Annotated in this window: 14 protein-coding genes; 7 read left to right on the top strand and 7 right to left on the bottom strand. The window is 44.3% G+C overall.

Translation table 11 applies throughout. The annotated features are described in order from the left end of the window. Positions 1-103: 103 nt before the first annotated feature. Together ACXAH2_RS01630 and ACXAH2_RS01625 are read right to left on the bottom strand one after the other, a co-directional pair. Positions 104-910 carry a transporter substrate-binding domain-containing protein gene (locus ACXAH2_RS01630; RefSeq protein WP_475076119.1) on the bottom strand — a complete coding sequence of 269 codons (807 nt, stop codon included), beginning with the start codon at positions 908-910 and terminating at the stop codon, positions 104-106. Between the two features lie 147 nt (positions 911-1,057). Beyond that, positions 1,058-2,257, bottom strand: a complete 1,200-nt coding sequence (locus ACXAH2_RS01625) for a cystathionine gamma-synthase family protein (protein WP_475076117.1) — start codon at positions 2,255-2,257, stop codon at positions 1,058-1,060. 263 nt (positions 2,258-2,520) lie between these two features. On the opposite strand from ACXAH2_RS01625, the gene ACXAH2_RS01620 reads away from it, so the two are divergent. From ACXAH2_RS01620 to gshA, 5 genes are all read left to right on the top strand, one after another. Further along, on the top strand, positions 2,521-4,758 hold the full coding sequence (locus tag ACXAH2_RS01620; protein WP_475076115.1) for a TonB-dependent siderophore receptor: 2,238 nt from the start codon (positions 2,521-2,523) through the stop codon (positions 4,756-4,758). Positions 4,759-4,907: 149 nt separating this feature from the next. Beyond that, positions 4,908-5,918: a LacI family DNA-binding transcriptional regulator gene (locus ACXAH2_RS01615; protein WP_475076114.1), complete on the top strand. Its 1,011-nt coding sequence runs from the start codon at positions 4,908-4,910 to the stop codon at positions 5,916-5,918. 109 nt (positions 5,919-6,027) lie between these two features. Then, a complete protein-coding gene (locus tag ACXAH2_RS01610) occupies positions 6,028-6,996 on the top strand; it encodes a sugar kinase (RefSeq protein WP_475076112.1) in 969 nt (322 codons plus the stop codon). Further along, a complete protein-coding gene (locus ACXAH2_RS01605) occupies positions 6,986-7,963 on the top strand; it encodes a 2-hydroxyacid dehydrogenase (protein WP_475076111.1) in 978 nt (325 codons plus the stop codon). The genes ACXAH2_RS01610 and ACXAH2_RS01605 overlap by 11 nt, the downstream gene beginning before the upstream one ends. 170 nt (positions 7,964-8,133) lie before the next feature. Then, positions 8,134-9,726, top strand: coding sequence for a glutamate--cysteine ligase (gene gshA / locus ACXAH2_RS01600; protein ID WP_475076109.1), 1,593 nt, complete (start codon positions 8,134-8,136; stop codon positions 9,724-9,726). A gap of 65 nt (positions 9,727-9,791) precedes the next feature. Here gshA and ACXAH2_RS01595 read toward each other — a convergent pair whose 3' ends face one another. The 3 genes from ACXAH2_RS01595 to ilvY form a co-directional block, all read right to left on the bottom strand. Further along, positions 9,792-11,165 (bottom strand): GGDEF domain-containing protein, encoded by a 1,374-nt coding sequence (locus tag ACXAH2_RS01595; protein ID WP_475076108.1) that lies wholly within the window; start codon positions 11,163-11,165, stop codon positions 9,792-9,794. 310 nt (positions 11,166-11,475) lie between these two features. Then, positions 11,476-12,690 (bottom strand): sugar transporter, encoded by a 1,215-nt coding sequence (locus ACXAH2_RS01590; RefSeq protein WP_475076107.1) that lies wholly within the window; start codon positions 12,688-12,690, stop codon positions 11,476-11,478. Between the two features lie 143 nt (positions 12,691-12,833). Continuing rightward, the gene (gene ilvY / locus ACXAH2_RS01585) at positions 12,834-13,730 is read right to left on the bottom strand and encodes an HTH-type transcriptional activator IlvY (protein WP_475076105.1); all 897 of its coding nucleotides are present in this window, start codon (positions 13,728-13,730) and stop codon (positions 12,834-12,836) included. A 212-nt stretch (positions 13,731-13,942) separates the two neighbouring features. On the opposite strand from ilvY, the gene ilvC reads away from it, so the two are divergent. Continuing rightward, positions 13,943-15,415, top strand: coding sequence for a ketol-acid reductoisomerase (gene ilvC, locus ACXAH2_RS01580; RefSeq protein WP_475076104.1), 1,473 nt, complete (start codon positions 13,943-13,945; stop codon positions 15,413-15,415). Between the two features lie 94 nt (positions 15,416-15,509). After that, a complete protein-coding gene (gene modF / locus ACXAH2_RS01575; RefSeq protein WP_475076102.1) occupies positions 15,510-16,964 on the top strand; it encodes a molybdate ABC transporter ATP-binding protein ModF in 1,455 nt (484 codons plus the stop codon). Positions 16,965-17,116: 152 nt separating this feature from the next. On the opposite strand, the gene ACXAH2_RS01570 is transcribed toward modF, so the two are convergent. Both ACXAH2_RS01570 and thiI read right to left on the bottom strand, forming a co-directional pair. Next, positions 17,117-19,459, bottom strand: a complete 2,343-nt coding sequence (locus tag ACXAH2_RS01570) for a hypothetical protein (protein ID WP_475076100.1) — start codon at positions 19,457-19,459, stop codon at positions 17,117-17,119. Between the two features lie 324 nt (positions 19,460-19,783). After that, positions 19,784-21,235 (bottom strand): tRNA uracil 4-sulfurtransferase ThiI, encoded by a 1,452-nt coding sequence (gene thiI, locus ACXAH2_RS01565; protein WP_475076099.1) that lies wholly within the window; start codon positions 21,233-21,235, stop codon positions 19,784-19,786. Between the last annotated feature and the right edge of the window lie 72 nt (positions 21,236-21,307).

Raw genomic sequence — 21,307 nt, 5'->3', positions numbered from 1 at the left:
CAAACCTACTAGGACACTAGCCAGACCGAGGGGGCCATCAGCTAGCCGTTCTGCAAACAAAAAGTGGCGCTGATTGCGCCACTTCTCGTAACCGGAACGGATTTTACTGGATGTTCTTCATCCATGCATCACTTGCGAACCATTTGTTATAAATTTTATCGTAAGTACCATCGCCTTTAATTTGCGCTAGGTAGTTATTGATAAAGTTCATGAAGTCTGGATCGCCTTTACGAATCGCCATACCGAGAGGTTCATAAGTAAAGGGAATGTCTAGGTGGACCAACTTGTCACTGTTTTGCGCACCGTAGATTGCGTTAAATGGTAAGTCGTAAACGAAAGCGTCTGCGTTACCATTGATCACTTCTAGTGCACCATCAGATTCTGTTTCAAAAAGGTTGATCTTGGCTTTACTTAGGTAACGCTTCGTTGCGTAATCTGCAGTCGTACCAAGCTTAGTCGCAATAGTGTACTTGCTGTTGTTAAGGTCACGGTATGAATTCACTTTGCCTTCTAGTTTTTTGCTTAACAAAATACTTTGACCAACAACGATGTAGGGGTCAGTGAAATTAATTTTCAAGTTACGTTCCGCAGTGATGGTCATACCAGAAATGATGATGTCACATTTCGCAGTCAATAATGCTGGAATAATACCGTCCCAAGCCGTGTTACGTAGATCGATTTTTACGCCCATTGCTTTTGCCATAGATTTGGCAATGTCCACATCAAAACCGACGATGTTGCCTTTTTTATCACGCATATCGAATGGCATGTAACCCGCTTCAAGACACACTTGCATCTCACCGCGCGTTAGAATCTCGTTCAAGGTAGATTTTTCCCATAAACTGTTGTCTGAAGCAGACGCAACAGTTGCGCTTACTAGGGCCGCAAAGGCAATCAGTACTTTTTTCATTATCTAATGTCCCCAATTAACAAATCATTATTATCTTAGTGTTGTAACTAAGCCGCGCATAATACCTAAATTCATATCAACAGTCCTTATGAATTCTCATTTTTTGAACCTGAAGCCTATGAGGCTAGCGATGAGCTTATGTGCAATTTACCTGCAAGAAGCATTCCTAACTATCTCAAACGCCTGTTTTAGATCAGCAATTAAATCCTCAGTATCTTCAATACCCACGGAAATCCGCACTAGACCTTCTGAAATCCCCAATGCTTGACGCTCTTCTAAGGTGTTTTCCACATGGCTAGTGGTTCTTGCTGGGCCATATATAGTCTCAACCGCACCTAGATTTCCGGCACAATGGGCATAACGCAATTGCGGTAACAATCGCGTCACCATGTCCATACCACCAGCCAGCACAAAACTAACCATAGCACCAAAACCGCGCATCTGCGCAACTGCGATGTGATGATTTTTGTGCGTCTGCAAACCTGGATAATTTACCGCCTCGACCAGAGGTTCGGTCAGTAGATATTTTGCAATTACTTGCGCACTTTGCTGCTGCTGACGAACACGTAATGCCAAGGTTTTGATACCACGAATAATCAAATAAGCTGAAAAAGGGTCCAATGCAGCTCCGTTTATTTCTCGGTAATGCCTAACTTTTTCCATCAAGCTTTCTGCACCACATACCAAACCACCCATCGCATCGGCATGACCACTTAAGAACTTAGTGGCACTGTGAATGACAATGTCTACCCCCAAAGCAAGGGGGTTTTGATTTAATGGTGTGGCAAACGTATTATCCGCCATCACAATAGCCCCAACCTTTTTAGCAGCAGTTGCTAAGCGTTTGATGTCGACAATTTTCAAAGTCGGATTCGTTGGTGTTTCCAGATAAAGAACGTCACATCCTTTGGCAATTTCTGCTTCAATTTGCTCGTGACTGTGGGTTTCGCATAACACCACCTCCACTCCCATGCGAGGTAAAAACTCCTCAAACACCTTATTCGTGCCACCGTAGCTGTCTTTGGTAGACACCACACGACTGCCATTCTTTAAGAAGGTATATAACGCACTACTGATAGCCGCCATCCCTGTGCTGAAAGCCACCGCAGACTCGGCATTTTCCAATACGCATATTTTGGCTTCCAAGGTTTCAACGGTTGGATTGCTCATTCTACTATAAATAAAACCAGGAGCTTCACCCAATGCCACATCATACCAATGATCAATATCTTGGTAGCCATAGGCCGCACTAGCCACGATTGGCGTCTGCGTTGCTCGGTATGGATGCCCTTCTTCACCGCCCCATACTGCTTGCGTTCCAATACCAATACTTTTGTTATGCGTCATGCTAAATCACCTATCTGCCATTAAAATCGTGCGAAATAAAGTGACACTATAGGCAATAAAGTCTCCTTAAAGTAATCATAAAATGATTGCTTTAGACATGGTTTTTTTAATGGCTTTATGGAAGCAATGAAGCTAACCACAAACCATATTTAAAGCAATTATTGCAATCAATTTACATTTGTAAATGATGATCATTTAAAATAGTATCCACACACAAAATCTAATGATTCTCATAATCAGATAATAACTTAAGGATGTTGTAAATGAATTCATTATTCCGCTTAACTCCTGTTTCACTGGCGGTAACCCTTTCACTCTTTAGCATGCTTGGCCATGCCGAAGACACTAGCACCATTGCGCTTGAAAGCGACGCCGAAGACCTTGACACCCTTGTGGTTGAAGGCGATACCGAAGAACAAAGCTCTACCGCAAATAACTTTTCCTATGTCAGTGATGTGGCACAAACGGCAACCAAATCAGATGAGGAAATAGTTAAAATTCCCCGCGCTGTCTCCGTGGTAACCCAAGAACAAATGGACGATCGCGCTCCCATCAGTATTTCCGATGCTTTGCAATACACTCCCAGCATCCAGACTAACTTCTATGGCGAAGACAACAAACAAGATTGGTTTGTGGTACGTGGCTTTAAGCAAGCCAATAATGGTTTATACCAAGACGGCACACGCCTTTATTCGTCTGGCTTCTATAGCTGGCAAATCGACCCCTTCATGCTAGAGCGCATTGAAATCTTACGGGGGCCAGCGTCGACGTTAAATGGCCAAACGCCACCGGGTGGGGTTATCAACGTGATCAGCAAACGAGCCCAATTAGATGAAGATTTTGGCGCTGTGACGGGTTCCGTTGGCTCCTACGACCGTAAAGAAATCAACCTTGATGTAAATAAGCTACTCAACGATAAGATGGCATTCCGCATGGTGGCCCTCACCCGTGAAAACGGCACCAAGGTGGATGGCGTCGAAGCAGAACGTACCTTATTGGCCCCTTCTCTGGCTTGGCAAATCAGCGATAAGACAAACCTAACCATTTTAGCCAGCTACCAGAAAGACGATTCCGATCCGTACGTACAGTTTCTTCCTAAAGATGGCACTCTAACAACAGACAGCGGCACTATTGACTATGACATGGCTTTAGGCGATCCCGACTGGGAAACCTTTCAACGGGAACAAACCTCAGTGGGCTATGAGCTGGAACACATTTTCAACGAGGATCTCAAATTCCAACAATCGGCGCGCTTTAGCCACATGGACATCAATGTACGCCAAATGTATTACCTTACAACTTTAAGTAGTAGCAGCTCAATTATTCGTGGTGTCACCTATGAAGATGGCGAATCAGATGCATTGAACCTCGACAATCGTTTTATTTATGACTTTGATACAGGCTCAATCAAACATACTCTATTAACTGGACTAGACTATCAAAGTCTTGATAAAGAAGGACAAAATTTTGGATCAACCACACCACTTGCATCAGTAAATGGTAGCATTTTTTTCAATCCATTTAACCCAACTTATGGTGACACCTCTCTAGTTAGGGTAACCAACCTAAGTACATTATCCACGGCAGCCCTCACCGATGATGATTTAGTAACAACTAAAACCAAAAATCGTCAGTTAGGCTTCTATGTTCAGGATAAAGCCGAATTAACAGAACAGCTAACCTTGTTAGCGGGCTTACGTTATGATGATGTCAGCAATGAAACCCATATTATCGATACGAACACGAAAACGGATGTGGACATTGACGCTTGGACCTCCAATGTGGGCGCTTCCTATGATCTAGGTATGGGAGTGGTGACCTACGCTAACTTTGCTCAATCTTTCACGCCGATCAATTCATTCGATGAAAACAATGATCCGGCCGACCCAGAACGAGCCAACAGTTATGAAGTTGGTGTGAAGTTCAAGCCACAAAACTTCGATGGTCAATTTGGCGTCGCTGCCTATCAGGTCACCAAGGAAAATCTCACCAGCGGCTCCAGTGGTACTTCAAGCTTTCAGCAAATCGGCGAAGTGCGTAACCGAGGCATTGAATTTGAAGCCGTGGCCAACCTTAACCAAGCCTTTACTCTGGTGGGCACATTGAGTTCTGTCGATTCAGAAGTCACAGAAGACGATGACAGTTCGAAAGTGGGTAAAACCCCACAGCAAATTGCAGACCGACTGGCCTCTGTATGGGGCAACTACCGCTTTATGGATGGCATTTTAGATGGCTTAAAGGTCGGTGCAGGCGTCCGTTACATAGGTGATTCTTATGGAGATGATAAAGAAACCATCAAGGTTCCCTCTTACACCTTATTTGATGCCATGGCGAACTATCAGTGGAACGATTATAAGTTCCAAATCATGGTGAAAAACCTGTTTGATAAAGAATATGTATCAACTTGTTCAACAACCACTAGCGACGCACTAGGTGATACAAATACTTGCTATTACGGCGACAGCCGCAACATCATTGCGAGCGTGAGCTATGACTGGTAATAATTAAGATAAAATAGGACACACTAGATTATAACAAGTGTGTCTTATCTCTTACTTTCATACTCAAAACAGTGATAACAGAAAAATTGCCTAAAACACTCAGCATACATTAGAGTAAAGGTCTCCATTCACAATGATCGAGAACCAGTTTGCAGAAGAAAAAAGGCTTCGCCACCATTTCAGATGTTGCCAAACAGGCTAATGTTGGCAAAACCAGTGTGTCGCGATATTTAAACGGCGAGCAAAATAAATTATCAGAACAAATGGTTGATAAAATCGCCTGTGCCATCAAGCTGTTAGATTACCGCCCTAATCACTCTGCGCGCATGCTGAAAGCAGGACAATCTAAACTGATTGGTCTTGTATTAGCGGATGTGACTAACCCCTATTCCATAGATGTTTTACAAGGCATTGAAGATGTCTGTCGCCAACAGGGCTATATGTTGATGGTGTGTAACACCAATAATCAACAGGATCTACAAGCACAATATTTAAGTTTATTAGAAGCGCATCGTGTCGATGGCTTAATTGTCAACACAGCAGGTATGACACCAAAACAAGTCAGCCATTTTCAATCGCTAAGTTGCCCACTGGTGCTGGTAGACCGAATCAATACCTCTCTCGGTTATGATTCCGTAGGTCTGGATAACCAGCAAGCCGTTACTCAAGCCTGTCAGCACCTCGTCAGCGAATCCTATGATGCCTTATTGGTCATCACAGAATCGTTGGAAGTTGAGCCAAGACAAGCACGTGTGGATGCCATAAGTAACTTCTGTGAACAAAACGCAAGATTCCAGTATCAAGTGTTTGAAACGGATAAAATGTGTGTTGATTCTATTGCACAAACCATTTCAACCTTCATGGCAAAATTTCCTAAACATAAGAAAGCCATATTTACCACCAATGGCGTGGCCATGATGAGCACCGCCAAAGCTTTAAAAAAACTCGAACTACAAATTCGTCATGACATTGGGTTAATTGGCATTGATGATCCTGAATGGGCACAACTATTTGAGGGTGGTATTACTGTCATGCGCCAACCCTCTAAAACCATAGGAAAAACCGCCTGTGAGCGCTTACTCAGTCGCATTCAAGGTAATCAAGAAGCGCCACAACATTTAACCCTTAATGCCGAACTCCTTGTCCGAAAATCCACCTAATTAGCCGCCCTCCTAGAAAGCCAAATTTCGCGACTAAGATTGCTTATGGAACCGGTTCCATATATAGTCTTTTAAACCAATAATAAAGATAAATTAAAAGAGGTCTACCATGTCGAATGTTGTTCCAAACTTTGTCACCATTGGAGAAGCCATGACCATGTTTGTGGCGGATACGCCAGGGGACTTATCTCAGGTGATTTCATTTTCACGCTCTTTAGCGGGCGCTGAAGTCAATGTGGCCATTGGCATGGCGAGACTGGGTTTTCATTCCACCTACATCACTAAAGTGGGTAATGACAGCTTCGGTGACTTTATTAAGCAGTCGATTCAACACGAAAACATTCAAACCCACCAGATATTAGAATGCGCTACAAATGCCACTGGCTTCATGCTGAAATCCAATGTGACGGATGGCAGTGATCCAAAGGTGGAGTATTACCGGAGAAACTCGGCGGCCTCCACCTTAAACGCTGACGACATTGATACTAGCCTCTTCCACCAACAACCTCACCTTCACCTCACCGGTGTGTCAGTTGCCGTTTCCGAAAATCTACGAAATGCCGCTAAACACGCTTTAAAACAGGCAAAAGAGCAAGGTTGTCGGGTCTCCTTTGACACCAATTTGCGCCCTGCCCTATGGCCAGACCAAGCCACTATGATTAGAGAAATCAACGACTTTGCTTTTGCAAGTGACATAGTGTTACCCGGCATTGAAGAAGGTAAAATTTTGACAGGAAGTGATCAACCAGAAGCGATTGCTGACTTCTACTTACAGGGTGGCAGCCAAGCTGTGGTGGTAAAACTGGGCAGTAAAGGCGCATACTATAAAATACGTTCTGGCGAGTCAGCCACTGTGGCAGGTTTCCCAGTGGATAAGGTTGTTGATACCGTAGGGGCAGGTGACAGTTTTGCTGTGGGGGTCATTTCTGCCTTGCTGGATGGCCATGATATGACCCATGCAGCCCGTCGCGGTAATTTACTAGGCTCCTTAACCGTTCAGGTGCGAGGGGACAGCGAAGGTTTACCAACAAGAGATCGACTAAACACCTTAGAAAAAGTGGATGGATATGAAGCCTAAAGTATTGCTCTACAAGCCCCTTCCAGATGGAGAGCGACAGCGACTTGCGACTCACTTTGACCTCGTCGAGTTCGATGGTTTTCACCCTGATAATCACATCGAGTTTTTAACGGCGTTAAGACAAGCTGAGGGAATCATTGGTGGCTCAGGCATCAAATTGACAACAGAACAACTTGAACAAGCTGTCAATCTTAAAGTCGCTTCTACCATTTCCGTTGGTACAGATCAATACGATCTGGACTATCTCGCACGCCGCAATGTCCCTGTTATGCACACCCCGGGCGTGCTCAATGAGACCACTGCCGACACCCTGTTTGCCTTACTTATGTGTACTGCTCGACGCACTATCGAACTGTCTAACATGGTAAAGGAAGGAAATTGGAAACATACCATAGGTCCTGAACTATATGGCACGGATGTGTACGGCAAAACCCTTGGCATTATTGGTATGGGACGGATCGGCCAAGCTTTGGCCAAGCGCGCGCACTTAGGTTTTGATATGAAGATTCAATACACTAATCGCCGTCGCCATCCACAAGCGGAACAAGCCTACAAAGCACAATATATGGACATGGACACCTTACTGGCGAACTCTGATTTCGTCTGCGTGATGACACCATTAACCGCCGAAACAGAAGGTCTGATTGGGGCAAGGGAATTTGCTTTAATGAAACCAGACAGTATCTTTATTAATGGTTCCAGAGGCCGAGTCATAGAGGAAGATGCTTTAATAAGAACCCTGCAAAACAAACAAATTAGAGCAGCAGGATTGGATGTTTTCCAACAAGAACCCTTACCCGCTGATTCACCATTATGCCAGTTAGACAATGCTGTGCTCTTTCCGCACATCGGCTCAGCAACCCAAGAGACTCGCCATAAAATGATCATTTGTGCAATCGATAATCTGATCCGCGCCATGGCAGGGGACATTTCTAAAAATTGTGCCAATGGTCATTTGTTGAAATAATGATCCTTTAGTTAAAGAAAGTACAAATAGTGCCATTAGCGCTTATGCTTAACCTGCATAATAAAAGTCCGCAACTTTTGTGCACAATGTAATGGATAACTTGCCGCGTCAGAGTCAGGCCGAGTACAATCTGCGACATCATTTGGCTTTATTTGCAGAAGGAACACTTCTTGACCACCTTAACCAATGCATTAAGCGCATTAGCGGAATTTTGTCAGCACTCCGGTTCATCGACAGCCATCACCTTTCATCGAGGTATCGAACGAGAAGCCTTGCGAGTACAAGCTTCAAATGGCCGTATTTCTCATCAAGCTCATCCTAAAAGTTTAGGTTCTACCCTTACTCATAGCGCCATTACCACAGACTATTCTGAAGCGCTAATGGAGTTTATTACCCAAGTTCATCCTAGCGTAGAAGGGGTAATCAAAGAACTGGAAGACATTCATCAAGTAGTCAATCATAAGTTGGATCAGTTGGATGAAGTCTTATGGCCAGCCAGCATGCCGTGTTTCTTAGAGGGTAACGAGGATGTGCCGATTGCCTATTATGGTGAGTCCAACACCGGCAAGCTAAAGCGAGTGTATCGAGAAGGCCTTTCCAATCGATATGGTCGTATTATGCAATGCATCGCGGGCATGCATTATAACTTTTCCTTTGACAATCACTTCTGGCACTTCTTAGCGAACTACAAAGGACGCCATAACTTAACAGCCGATGAGCAACAAGCCTTTCAATCTGACAGTTACTTCGCATTAATCCGTAATTTCCGCCGCAACTCTTGGCTTTTATCACTTTTATTTGGCGCCTCACCCGCCGTCGATAGCAGTTTTTTACCGAGCAAGCCCAGTAGTCTGGAAGAACTGAGTGATCACACTTGGTATGGCCCTCACGCAACGTCATTACGCATGAGTGACTTGGGTTATCAAAATAAGGCTCAAGCCGATTTATATGTGTGCTACAACGAAGTAGATACTTACATCAGCACCATAAAAAAAGCTCTACAGACACCTTATCAAAAATATCAGGATATAGGCACAAAAGTAGATGGGCACTATCGTCAACTAAACACCAATTTGCTGCAAATTGAAAACGAATACTACAGTGACATTCGCCCTAAAAGAGTCACTCGATCAGGTGAACACCCCAGTGCGGCATTACAGTCTCGCGGCGTCGAATACATAGAAGTGCGCATCATGGACTTGGACCCATCTTCTCCCATCGGGATGCAAACCTCTACCCTGTATTTTATTGACGTCTTTTTATTGTTCTGTATGTTGCGAGGAGACGAACGATTGGATGCAGAAGAATGCAGCAAGCTGCGTTCACTACAACAACAAATTGCTGCTCACGGCCGAGACTTACAGAAAGACTTTGATTTTGGCCACGGGCCTATCAAGCTGGCAGATAAAGCAAATAAAGTATTGGAAGCGTTAGAAGAAGTTGCGCATTTCCTCGTATCGCAAACGGGGAATGCGGCTTACCTTGAAGCCGTACAACAACAGAAAGACAAGCTGAAAGATGCCAATAAATTGCCTTCCGCACAGCTCTTGCAGCTTTGCCAGCAACATAATGGTTATCAAGCTGCCATGTTAAACCTGTCAAAGCAGCAACAATCACAATGGTTGGCTCAACCTCTATCAACGCAATTGCTACACACTTTTGCGGAACAAGCCACTGCCTCTATTAACGAACAAGAGACAATTGAGGCGGCAGATGAATTGCCGTTTGATGACTTTCTGAAAGCGTATCTTGCACCCCAATAAAAACCTATCAAACAAAGCATAGGAAGCGATACGTTAGCGTTTTTAAGGCGCTGACGATCGCTTCCCTAACCAACCATGACTTGATTTCGCCCAGCGCCTTTGGCTTCATACAACAAGCGATCTGCTCTTTTCATAATGCTTTTACTGTCATCCCCTGCTTGAACAGCCGTCACACCAATACTGATGGTGATCTTGGGCAAATTTTCTACGTTCAACTGAGATATATGTTGTCGTAGCGCTTCTGCCTTCGAAGTAGCAGCGGGCAATTCAGTTTGTCGCATTAAGACCGCAAACTCTTCACCACCAAGACGGAACACACTGTCCCTTGGCAATTGAAGTTTTGAACTTAACTCAATCACCAGTCTATGCAGCACTTGGTCTCCTATATCATGGCCATAGGTATCGTTGATTTTTTTAAAGTGGTCAACATCGATTAATAACACAGCAAATGGATGGTCTTCTTCTGCCAACGCAAATGCTTGCTGAATCTGTTCGTCCCATTTATGTAGATTGAAAGCACCTGTTAATTTGTCCCGTGTCGCCAGCTCAATCAAGCGACTTTCCAGTTGTTGGCGACTGTCTAACTCAGAAGACAAACGCCCCATGAGAATGTGCAAATCCATTTCCAACTCATCCAGCTCATCTTTACCAAATTGCGTATTCTCTTCCTGAACAAGGTCCGTTGAAATGGCCTGATGAAGATGTTGAATTTGCCCCCGTAATGACCAAATTCGACGTCGAAAAGACACTATAATATAGAGGGTTAAATACAAGCCAATGGCAAAGGCCGAGATACCCAAGACGGCATTCACTATTACAAAACGCTGTTCTTGCTCTTCCACTTTAGCGCTGACGCTCACCGCCAGCTCACCTATCATTACTAGCAACTGATCTGTTTCTGCCTGTAATTGCTTGTCTTGTGCTTCAATATCTCGCCATGCCGCTAGGGCAATACTGGGTTGTTGAAACACTGGCCTGATCGCGTATTCATAAGCCAAACGATGTTTATGGAGCTGGCGAATCTGTTCCATTAGTCTTTGGTGTTGCTCTATGTTCAGGCGAATATTGCCCAGTGTTAATGCATTTAATAGAATTTTTTCCGCTTTTTCTAACTGCCCTATTAACCCTTTACTGAAAGTATGAAAACTTACCTCTACTGAATGGAGACTAGAGGGATTGAATAAGATAACAGGTGTCGTCGCCTGACGTTGTTGTAAACGCAAAGATTCTAACAATAAATCTTGCTTAAGCTGCAACACCTCTATGTCTGCGATGACCTCCAATAACGGAATATCAATCTCAGCAACTTCTTTCATATTCCAATAAATACGTTGGGATTGCAGCGCAGAGTAAAGAATAACGATAAACAAAAAAGACAACAAAATAAAAGCAAGACCGCCGACTTTCTTCGTCATAGAGGCATTAAACCAATTAAACATAAACATCTTTTATGTGGTGTGAATGAAGTAAAAAATTGCCCCCATCTTAGACCATGCGGTGATTAAGAAACAGACCAAAACATCAAATAGGAATCTAGTGCTAATTTACGTCGCCTACCAATAAGTCATCTATCTTCCACTATCTTGTGTTTAAAGCCATATTACTTAAGCGAATCGTCCTTTTACCATTGTATTCAATGCTGAACACAATCGTTGCAAACGCCTTAATGAAGTTTGCCGATCAAGCCCTTTACGACTCAAAAGCACAAGGACGCAATCAGGCAACTCACTTTGATGACATCGATGCGAACTAGTGATTAGTGTTGATGGAAGTAGCTTGTTGGCGCTGAATCGATTTCAACAATAAGGCAAGGATCAACAATGCCAAAACGCCTAAAAATGCGCCACTAAAACCCACACTGGGTAAACCAATAAGCAATATCGCTTGTCCACCGAGCAAAGCACCCGCCCCAATGCCTAGGTTAATGATGCCAGAGTACAAAGACATAATGATGTCTGCCGCACTGCTGTCTACACTCAACACTTTAATCTGCATACTCAAGCCAATAATCATCATGGCCGCTCCCCAAAGCAAAATCGCAAAGATCAAAGCATTCGTTCGCTGAGCCACAAAAAACAGCACCAACATGCAAATTGACGCAACGACAGCACTGATGACTAACATATGTGTATTGGCACGATCACCGAGCTGACTAAACAAGATACTGCCACCAATCCCTGCGATTCCGAATAACAATAGGATAAGAGTGGTAAAGTGCTCACTGACACCGCCAACTTGCTGTAAAAAAGGTTCAATATAGCTGTATGCCGTATAGTGAGCAGAAAAAATCACGAATATAAACAAGTACATACCCAGCAATATGCGATTTCGGAACACCTCGGGTACTTTGCTTAATGAGCCAGAAAACAAGCTTGGCAATTTAGGCAACAAGCTCAATAACACCACTGCAACCACGATGGCAATCAGCGTGATAACGGCGAAAGTAGCCCGCCAGCCAAGTAACTGCCCTATGATGCGTCCGGCAGGAACACCGAGCACCATAGCCAATCCAGTACCGGTCGCCAACACACTTAAAGCAAAGGTTTCCTTGCCCGGTGGCGCTACTCGGATAGCAATGGACGCCGTAATCGACCAAAACACCGCGTGCGCAAAGGCGATACCGATACGACTCACTAACAAGGCACCATAATTCCAGGCAAATACCGTTAATAAGTGACTGACGATAAAGAGCGCAAACAAAGCAAGCAGCAAGGTCTTACGCTCCATGTTGCGAGTCAATAGCATCATAGGCAAAGACATAAGGGCAACAATCCAAGCGTATATGGTCAGCATCCAACCCACTTGAGCAGGCGCAATAGCAAAACTATCGGCAATATCCGTCAATAACCCCACCGGCACAAATTCCGTGGTATTAAAAATAAAGGCACTGAAACCCAAAATAAACACACGAAGGTATTGGACACGGCGTGAAACCGTTTCCTCTAAAGGCGGTATAGCTGTCATGATTACCTAAGAAAAATCCATCGAAGAGAGAAGACCAAACTAGGTGCACATTGTCCATTTTTTCACCAATAAAGAAATAGGCAAATTATGGATTTTTTCGGCAAGCTAAGATTTAAGACAAATTACAGAAGAATTAGCACAATTTAAGGGCTTGGACGCTCCACCATCAACTCCCAGAAGGCCGAAATCATCGGGTTTTTTAGATTTTTCTGCAGAGTAAACAAACCTATATCATAAGGCGCTAATTCGGGTAACACAGGCCAAATTTTCACTCTTTCTTGCAAAGGGCTATTATCCAATACAATTTTAGGCACCACGCCTATTCCAAAACCCAAACTCACCATACTGACAATGGCTTCATTACCCGCCACCTGAGCGTATATTTTCGGACTGATGTTGTGCTGATAAAACCAATCGTCAACGCGATTTCGCGATACCCCAGCTTCTGACACTATCATAGGCACTTGCGCCCAAGCCTCAGAAGAGTCCGGCGGCACCGTCGGCACACTGGGCAGATGTTGCTCATTCGGCGCAATAAACACCAAAGGCGAAAAGGTAATGGGTTTAAAGGCTAAACTAGGATGCATATTGGCGGGACGAGCCGCGATGGTGAGGTCTTCTTTACCATCTAATATGCGGCTAATGGCTTCATCAGGATCTCCCGTGTGCAACTTAATTTCGATACCAGGATGCACTTGTCGAAAGCGATTTAGTAACTCAAACAAAAAGCTATAGCTTGCGGTGACCGAACAATAAATGCTGATTTCACCGTGCAACTGATCAGAGCTGTCTGACAATTCATGACGAATTAAACGCCATTGGCTAATGGCCTCACGGGCATAGGCTAAAAACGTCTTACCCTCTTGCGTCAATGTCACGGTGCGATTGTCTCGAGTGAACAGTGCCACTCCCACCTCTTCTTCTAATTGACGAATGTTGCGCGACAAAGCAGAAATACTGATATGGCATTCTTCACTGGCACGGCCAAAATGCAAACTTTCTGCCAGCGCTAAAAAATGTTTGATGGTTTTAATATTCAAAATAATGACCAATAATTTTTACAGACACCATCATACTCTATCGTTGCAAAAAATGGGACATTGTTTTGCAAATATATCAATTTACGAAAATTAAAAACTTCACTAAAGTAGCTTACATTGGTTACCAAGTCATGACGGCTTGAGTAACACGAACAACCTATTCAATGTGTTTTCATCATTGATTCCACTTTCAAAATTAGGAAATGCTGATCATGGCTAACTACTTCAATACCTTGCCGCTACGTGAGCAACTAGAGCAATTAGGCAAATGCCGTTTCATGGACCGTTCTGAATTTGCAGACGGTGTTGATGCCCTTAAAGGCAAAAAACTGGTTGTGATCGGTTGTGGTGCTCAAGGTCTTAACCAAGGTTTGAACCTACGAGATTCTGGCCTAGACGTATCTTACGCGCTACGTGAAGCGGCCATCGCTGAAAAGCGTCAATCTTGGAAAAACGCGACGGAAAACGGTTTTGTAGTAGGCACTTATGAAGAGCTAATTCCAACCGCTGACGTTGTTCTAAACCTAACACCAGATAAGCAGCACACGCCTGTTGTTAAAGCCGTTATGCCGCTTATGAAACAAGGCGCGTGCCTATCTTACTCGCACGGTTTCAACATTGTTGAAGAAGGCATGCAAATCCGTGACGACCTAACGGTTATCATGGTGGCACCTAAGTGCCCAGGTTCTGAAGTACGTGCAGAATACGTTCGTGGCTTCGGTGTACCAACACTGATCGCAGTTCACGAAGACAACGACCCTAAAGGCGAAGGTCTTGCTCTAGCGAAAGCTTACGCTGTCGGAACTGGCGGTCACAAAGCAGGCGTTCTAATGTCTTCTTTCATCGCAGAAGTAAAATCTGACCTGATGGGTGAGCAAACTATCCTTTGTGGTATGTTGCAAACTGGCTCTATCCTTTGCTTCGACAAAATGGTTGAAGAAGGCATCGATGCAGGTTACGCCTCTAAGTTGATCCAATACGGTTGGGAAACCATCACGGAAGCACTTAAGTACGGCGGCGTGACAAACATGCTAGATCGACTATCTAACCCAGCTAAGATCAAAGCATTCGATCTTTCTGAAGAGTTGAAAGTCATCATGCGTCCGCTTTACAACAAGCACCAAGACGACATCATCAACGGTACTTTCTCTCGCGTGATGATGGAAGACTGGGCGAACGATGACAAAAACCTACTAGGTTGGCGTGCAGAAACCGCTGAGACAAACTTCGAGAAGACACCTGCTGGCGACGTTGAAATCTCTGAGCAAGAGTTCTTCGACAAAGGTATCTTGATGGTTGCCATGGTGAAAGCCGGTGTTGAGCTAGCATTCGAAACCATGACGGCTGCTGGCATCATCGCTGAGTCAGCTTACTACGAGTCTCTACATGAAACTCCGCTTATCGCGAACACCATCGCTCGTAAGAAACTTTACGAAATGAACGCGACTATTTCTGATACAGCAGAGTACGGTTGTTACCTATACAACCACGCTTGCCTACCGCTACTAGGCGACTTCATGAAAGGCATCAAGACTGACGTAATCGGTAAAGGTCTTGAATCTGACGACAACGGCGTAGACAACGCTCGTCTAATCGAAGTAAACACTGCGTTACGTAGCCACCCAGTAGAAGCAATCGGTGCTGTTCTACGTGGTCACATGGCTGACATGAAGAAAATCGTTTAATTCATATTAGGCAACACCTAATCAAAAGCCGAGATAGAAAACATCTCGGCTTTTTTGTTTTTAGCATGGGCTTGGATACTTGAGGAAGATTACTATGGCAACGGACATTCGTCTCAACCAATTGACCGTGGATTTCGATGAAAGCTTTACCCTCAACAACCTCAATTGGCAACTCTCTAGCAACCAGCATTGGGTCATCACGGGGGCCAACGGTTCAGGTAAATCCGCTTTGGCAGCTTTGCTGGCAGGTGTTGGCGAAGTAAAAAGCGGCCAATTTGATGGTCGCCCAAAGCGTCCTGCCTTAGTCTCTTTTGAAGCTCAAGCTGAACTTATCGCCCGTGAATTAAAAAAAGACGATGCCGACATCATGGATGTGATCTCAGAAGGCACGCCTGTGCATGAGATTCTCTTTGAAGATTGCCAAGATGAAATCTTAGCAAAAGAGTTGATCGATAAATTTGGCCTAGATCATCTACAAGATCGGGCTTTTCGCAAGCTCTCCACTGGGGAGACTCGCAAAGTTCTGCTGATTCGTGCCCTATGCAGCAAGCCAGATCTGCTTATTCTTGATGAACCATTTGATGGCTTAGATGCTGATACTTTAACGATGCTGCAAAATCACCTTGCGTCCATCGTAGACAGCATACCAATGGTATTGGTGTTAAATCGTTTTGATGAAATGCCAGATTTCATCACCCATGTGGCCTATATGGAAAAGTCTCACCAAGACGCCTCGACTGATTCTGGTCGTCTGGCATTGACCATTGATAAAGAAGATAAAAAGGCGTTCGACGAACTCGCCCAACTGTTCCACCTAAAGACCACTAAACTCACCATCCCAGGCATTGATACAGCCAACCAACTGCCCGAACTTGATCCAAACCAACCGCTTGTCAAACTGACGGACATCACCATCAAATACGGTGACACTGTCATTGTCGATAAGCTCAATTGGACGATTGAAAAAGGACAGCATTGGCAACTCAGCGGCCCAAATGGCAGCGGCAAAACCGGAGTACTCTCTCTGATTACCGGTGATCATCCGCAATGTTATGTGAATGATATCTTCGTGTTTGGTTTCCAGCGCGGCAACGGCGAAAGCATCTGGCAGATAAAACAGTTTATTGGTTATGTCTCAACATCACTACAATGGGAGTACCGCGTCAACACCAGCTGTCGAAATGTGATCATTTCAGGATTTCATGACAGCATAGGCATGTACAGCAAACCGAGTGATAAGGAAAAAGCGACAGCTGATCAATGGCTTGCACTATTAGGCATGAGTGAGAGAGCGGACCAGCCATTTAACAAACTCTCCTACGGTGACCAACGCCTGTTGCTGATCGCCCGCGCCATGGTCAAACACCCACCATTATTGATTCTCGACGAGCCGTGTTTAGGATTGGACGACATGAATCGTCAACTGGTATTGGCCTTAATCGAAAAAATTTGCGCTAGCCAACACACCACAGTGCTCTACGTGAACCATCATGCCGAAGACAAAATTAACGGCATAGACAATTATTTGGGGTTGGAGAAGAACCATTAAGTCCAGCGCAACAAAAAGCCAACTCAAAAGAGTTGGCCTCAAACACAAAATTAAACTTAACAATTATAAGGTGATATTGAGAGCCAATACTTAAAAAGAAAAGGCGGAACTCTCAACAACTTAACAAGTAACTGACTTAAACTCTCTTTTTATTATTGATGCAATAATGTTGTAGCAGGAACGCTTTTGGTTGGATAATTGGCTTTACGGTTTAAAGATTCCGAATCTTTTCCAAACCAATGAGTGTGTAAATCGACGATACCGAAAGCGCCAGCTCGTGCAACCGCATTAAGCTCTACCCCCACATTGAATATGCCGACTGGAATACCTAATTTGAAGGAGTTACTGTCGTCTAAAACATCCGCAATTCTATAGCGGAAGCGAATCGTTTGTAGGCATTTTTTCTCGTCAGCAGACAAACTCTTATCCGCTTCAATTGCCGCGCTCGTACGTTCAATTAGTTGGCTACGCGCGTGTTCACAAAGCTGCGGTTCAAGATGTTCACCCCAGTTAACACGAGCACTTGAACCTTCACCTACCGCAAACGTGCTTTCTAACAATAATACTGGAGCTGGTAGCTCGCTTTTTGTAATCCATTTTCCAGCTGTGATAACAGTAAGCAAATCGGTTGTCGATACGTGCAATAAGTCAGCAAGGGTATTCAACAACTTGTCACTACCAGGTGCTTTCGCAATAATCTTGTTTAGGTTTGCCACTGTAATGGAATAGCCGTATGTTAGTCCTGTCCCCTCTTCCAATTTGACTTCTGTCGCTTTTAACATAGGCTGCCAGGTGAACTGGGCAGAATGGTACCCCAAGGTATTGACTAAGACTTTATCCTTGGAAGCTTCTACTGATTTACCAGAGAGTTTCTTCACCGGATCTATGCCTACCAGTGAAATGTTTAGTGCCGCTTCTCCTTTGATGGCCGCTTGAGTGTAGGTAATGCTGCTGTCCTGAGTAAAAATACGCTCATCGATCTGCTCTTCGCTTTTAGCGGGAGATACTTCAAATTGTTGAAAGCGATAACTCGTCCATTTTTTCTCGCCGCTAACACTTACCCCCGCATTAGTGGCCAGCGACAATGCTGGGGTAGCCTTACCCGAAAGTTCAATTTTAGCACCCGCTCCTGCGGCAGCAGCATGACCCCATAAATTAACAAAACATAGACGATTGCGTCTGAATGAGTAGGCTGGCACCATCGGTGAGGATTTAGGCTTAGTCTGGAAGTAGGCAATGACTTTTTGGTGATGAGTAACTTCACCAAGCAATTCATTAAGCTTTGATGCGTCCAAAGCTAAGGCTTCTTGTATCCAGGAAATGGCATTTTGCCAGTCCTTCAAACTCGCATAGCCACTTAACCCTTTTTTGGGCAACAACAAGTTAAAGCCTTGCTCTTCGAAATATTCCAGCGCGGTTATTTTTACTTCGCGCTTTTTATTCTTATCAAAACGACGTACAAACCAGTTTTCTTCCTGTTGATCTGTGATGTCCTTAGATAATTTTTTTAACGTTTCTTTGGTTCCCTGCTTGTTATCTGCGTTTATGGCCTGAATCTGCAGTAACCATTCGCTGGCATCGGACAAACTCCCTAGTAGTTGCTCAAATGGAATATTGCCGCCTGTGATGGCCTTTTGAATGGTTTGCCAGAAGCTTAACTCTTTAAACAATGGGCCTATCGTTTTACTTTCTCGCTCAAAGAATTGTTTGATCCTCGACTTGCTGCCTGTTTTGCTACCATAGTCAACCAGTTCATAGAAAATTTCCTCTAGCGCCGGATCTCTTACACTGTTATACCAAGAAGGGTAAGGGTCTCGTAGCATCATCAATTCACCGTGATACTTGGCATTAGCTTCTGCCCCGATACTAGCGGAAGCTTCCAAAGCAATTTGCTCTAGCGCTAACGTGCCATAAGTACCAAACTGCTGCTGTGCATCTTTTTTTTGTCGGTCACCCTCCTCATCACTGGTCATCATAGTACTGGACTGGCCCGAAGCATTGATTGAGGCGGAAGCCATCAATCCAATCGATGCGCCAATGCCCAATTCTCCTTCCCATAGCTTGCCTTTCGCGGTCATCAAACAGATAGGATAGACATTAAGTTCACAAGGTTGACGGGTCAAAGCGACCAACACTTCGCTCGCACCCGATGCAGTCAAATTAACATTAGCACCGGCAGTGACGAATCCGGGCAGTACCGCTTTGCCAATATCGACACCAAAATCGATACCAACACCCACGCCTTTGGCACCGTATCCATGAGAGGTCTGGCCAACAAAGTCCAAGCCAGTAACAACAAATGTATCCAAGATCTGCTGTTGAGTAATACTTGTCGGGTTTTCAATATTGTTAGCTTTGCCATAGCGGATCAATAGTTGTTCACCTAACAGTTGTCCTGATGAAGCTCCTTTGGCAATTTTTCTGACAGCGGTGATAGGATTGGCAGACGATTTATCACTCGGATCTGCCCTGCCTTGAAGGGGATTATTTGGCATCAGATTGCTCCTTTAATGGTTGGCTTTTTTCCAGTAGTTAAAAAGCGTATCGCTGTTCATGGCGCTAAACTCAGGGAAAAACGCGAGAATTAAAGGAGGATTTAGGAAAGTGATTTGTGCCCGATATCTTGAATTGGCCCTAATCGAAAAAATTTGCGCTAGCCAACACACCACAGTGCTCTACGTGAACCATCATGCCGAAGACAAAATTAACGGCATAGAAAATTACCTCACCCTGCAAAAGAATCACTAGATCCAGCGCAACAAAAAAGCCAACTTGAGGAGTTGGCTTCTACTTCATACAGAGCTTTACCTAAAACAAGGTTAAGGCAGGTAAATGCCTACGTTGTTATAGCCTTTTCCTAATAGGTAAGACGCATGGATTCGGCTCATTACGCCTTTACCACAATAAAGTAAGTGTGTGGTTTCCGCTGGCATGTCGGCCCAGCCAGATTCCAGCGCAAAGAAAGGAATGGCTTTAACCGGGCGGCCACTCACTTTAAGCGGTTTTCTCTCTGCTTCGTCCGGATGGCGAATGTCTATGATGATTTCGTCACCCACCGGCATACGCACAACAGGCACTTCACCTTGATATTGTTTCTCAACATCGTCCATCACATTTTGGATCGACATCACTCTGGCATCTTCAATGGCCTTTTCTAACACAGCAAAGTCAAATTTGGCTTCTTCGCGTTCAATACGATGCATTTTGGCGCGCGTGGTCGGCTTCACAGAAATCACCCCACAAAATTCTGGCATGCTAGCAGCGAATGGTGCCGTACCTATGTCAATGGCTTTATCAATGATTTCTTGTTTGTTGGTGGTCATCAAGGGGCGAATAACAAGCTCATCTGTCACCTGATCAATCACTTTTAAATTAACCAGGGTTTGACTGGAAACCTGTGCAATACTTTCCCCTGTCACCAAGGCTTTTGCGCCAACACCTTCCATTACTTGCGAAGCCGCTCTTAACATCATTCGCTTCAGAATAACGCCCATTTCAGAATTGCCGACTTTAGTCAGTATTTCACCCACCACTGCTTCAAATGGAATGGTGATGAACTTCACATTCAAAGCCGAGCCGTATTTTTCCCAGATAAAATTCGACACTTGCTTCACGCCAATTTCATGAGCATCGCCGCCCAAATTAAAGAAACAAAAATGCGTTTTTAAGCCACGACTCATAGCCAAGTATGAACTTACGGTTGAATCATAACCACCTGAAATTAAAGACAATACAGAATCCTGCGAACCTAATGGATAACCGCCAAGCCCTTCAACGCGTTGCTCAATCAACCAGACTCTATCGTCACGAATATCAATCGGTACAAGCACATCAGGGTTCTTTAAGCGCACCGCTTGAGCACCACTTTTGGCTTTCAAACAACCACCGATATAACGTTCTGCTTCCACGGATGAAAACTCGTGTTGACCAACACGTTTAACACGTACGGCAAAAACAGCGTCTTGTAAAACATCCCCATAAGAAGCCAACGCTTCGTCAACAATGACATCAAGAGAAGTCAGTGGAAACTCACGTACGTATTGAAAATGCGCGATACCGGCAACATGAGAAAGAGTATCGGTAAAATCGTCTCTTAGCTCATCTTTATCGGATAAAACCTCAATGAAATCCCAGTTACCTGCTACTACAACGTCTGCATCATGTTTCTTTAACACCAGCTTAAGATTATGACGAAGTTGCTTAATAAAAGCTTTTCGTACAGGACGGCTTTTAATGGTGATTTCGGGGAAGAACTTAACAATAAATTTCATAAAAAGTGTGCGTTTCGTAGTTAGCTGGTTAAAAAGAGAGCGCATTATAAAGAAAAGCATCCAGATACGAAA

Source organism: Marinomonas sp. ABL3_031, from assembly GCF_056161265.1.
Note: the sequence above shows the minus strand (reverse complement) of the source record. Positions and strands in the feature narration are given on the sequence as shown.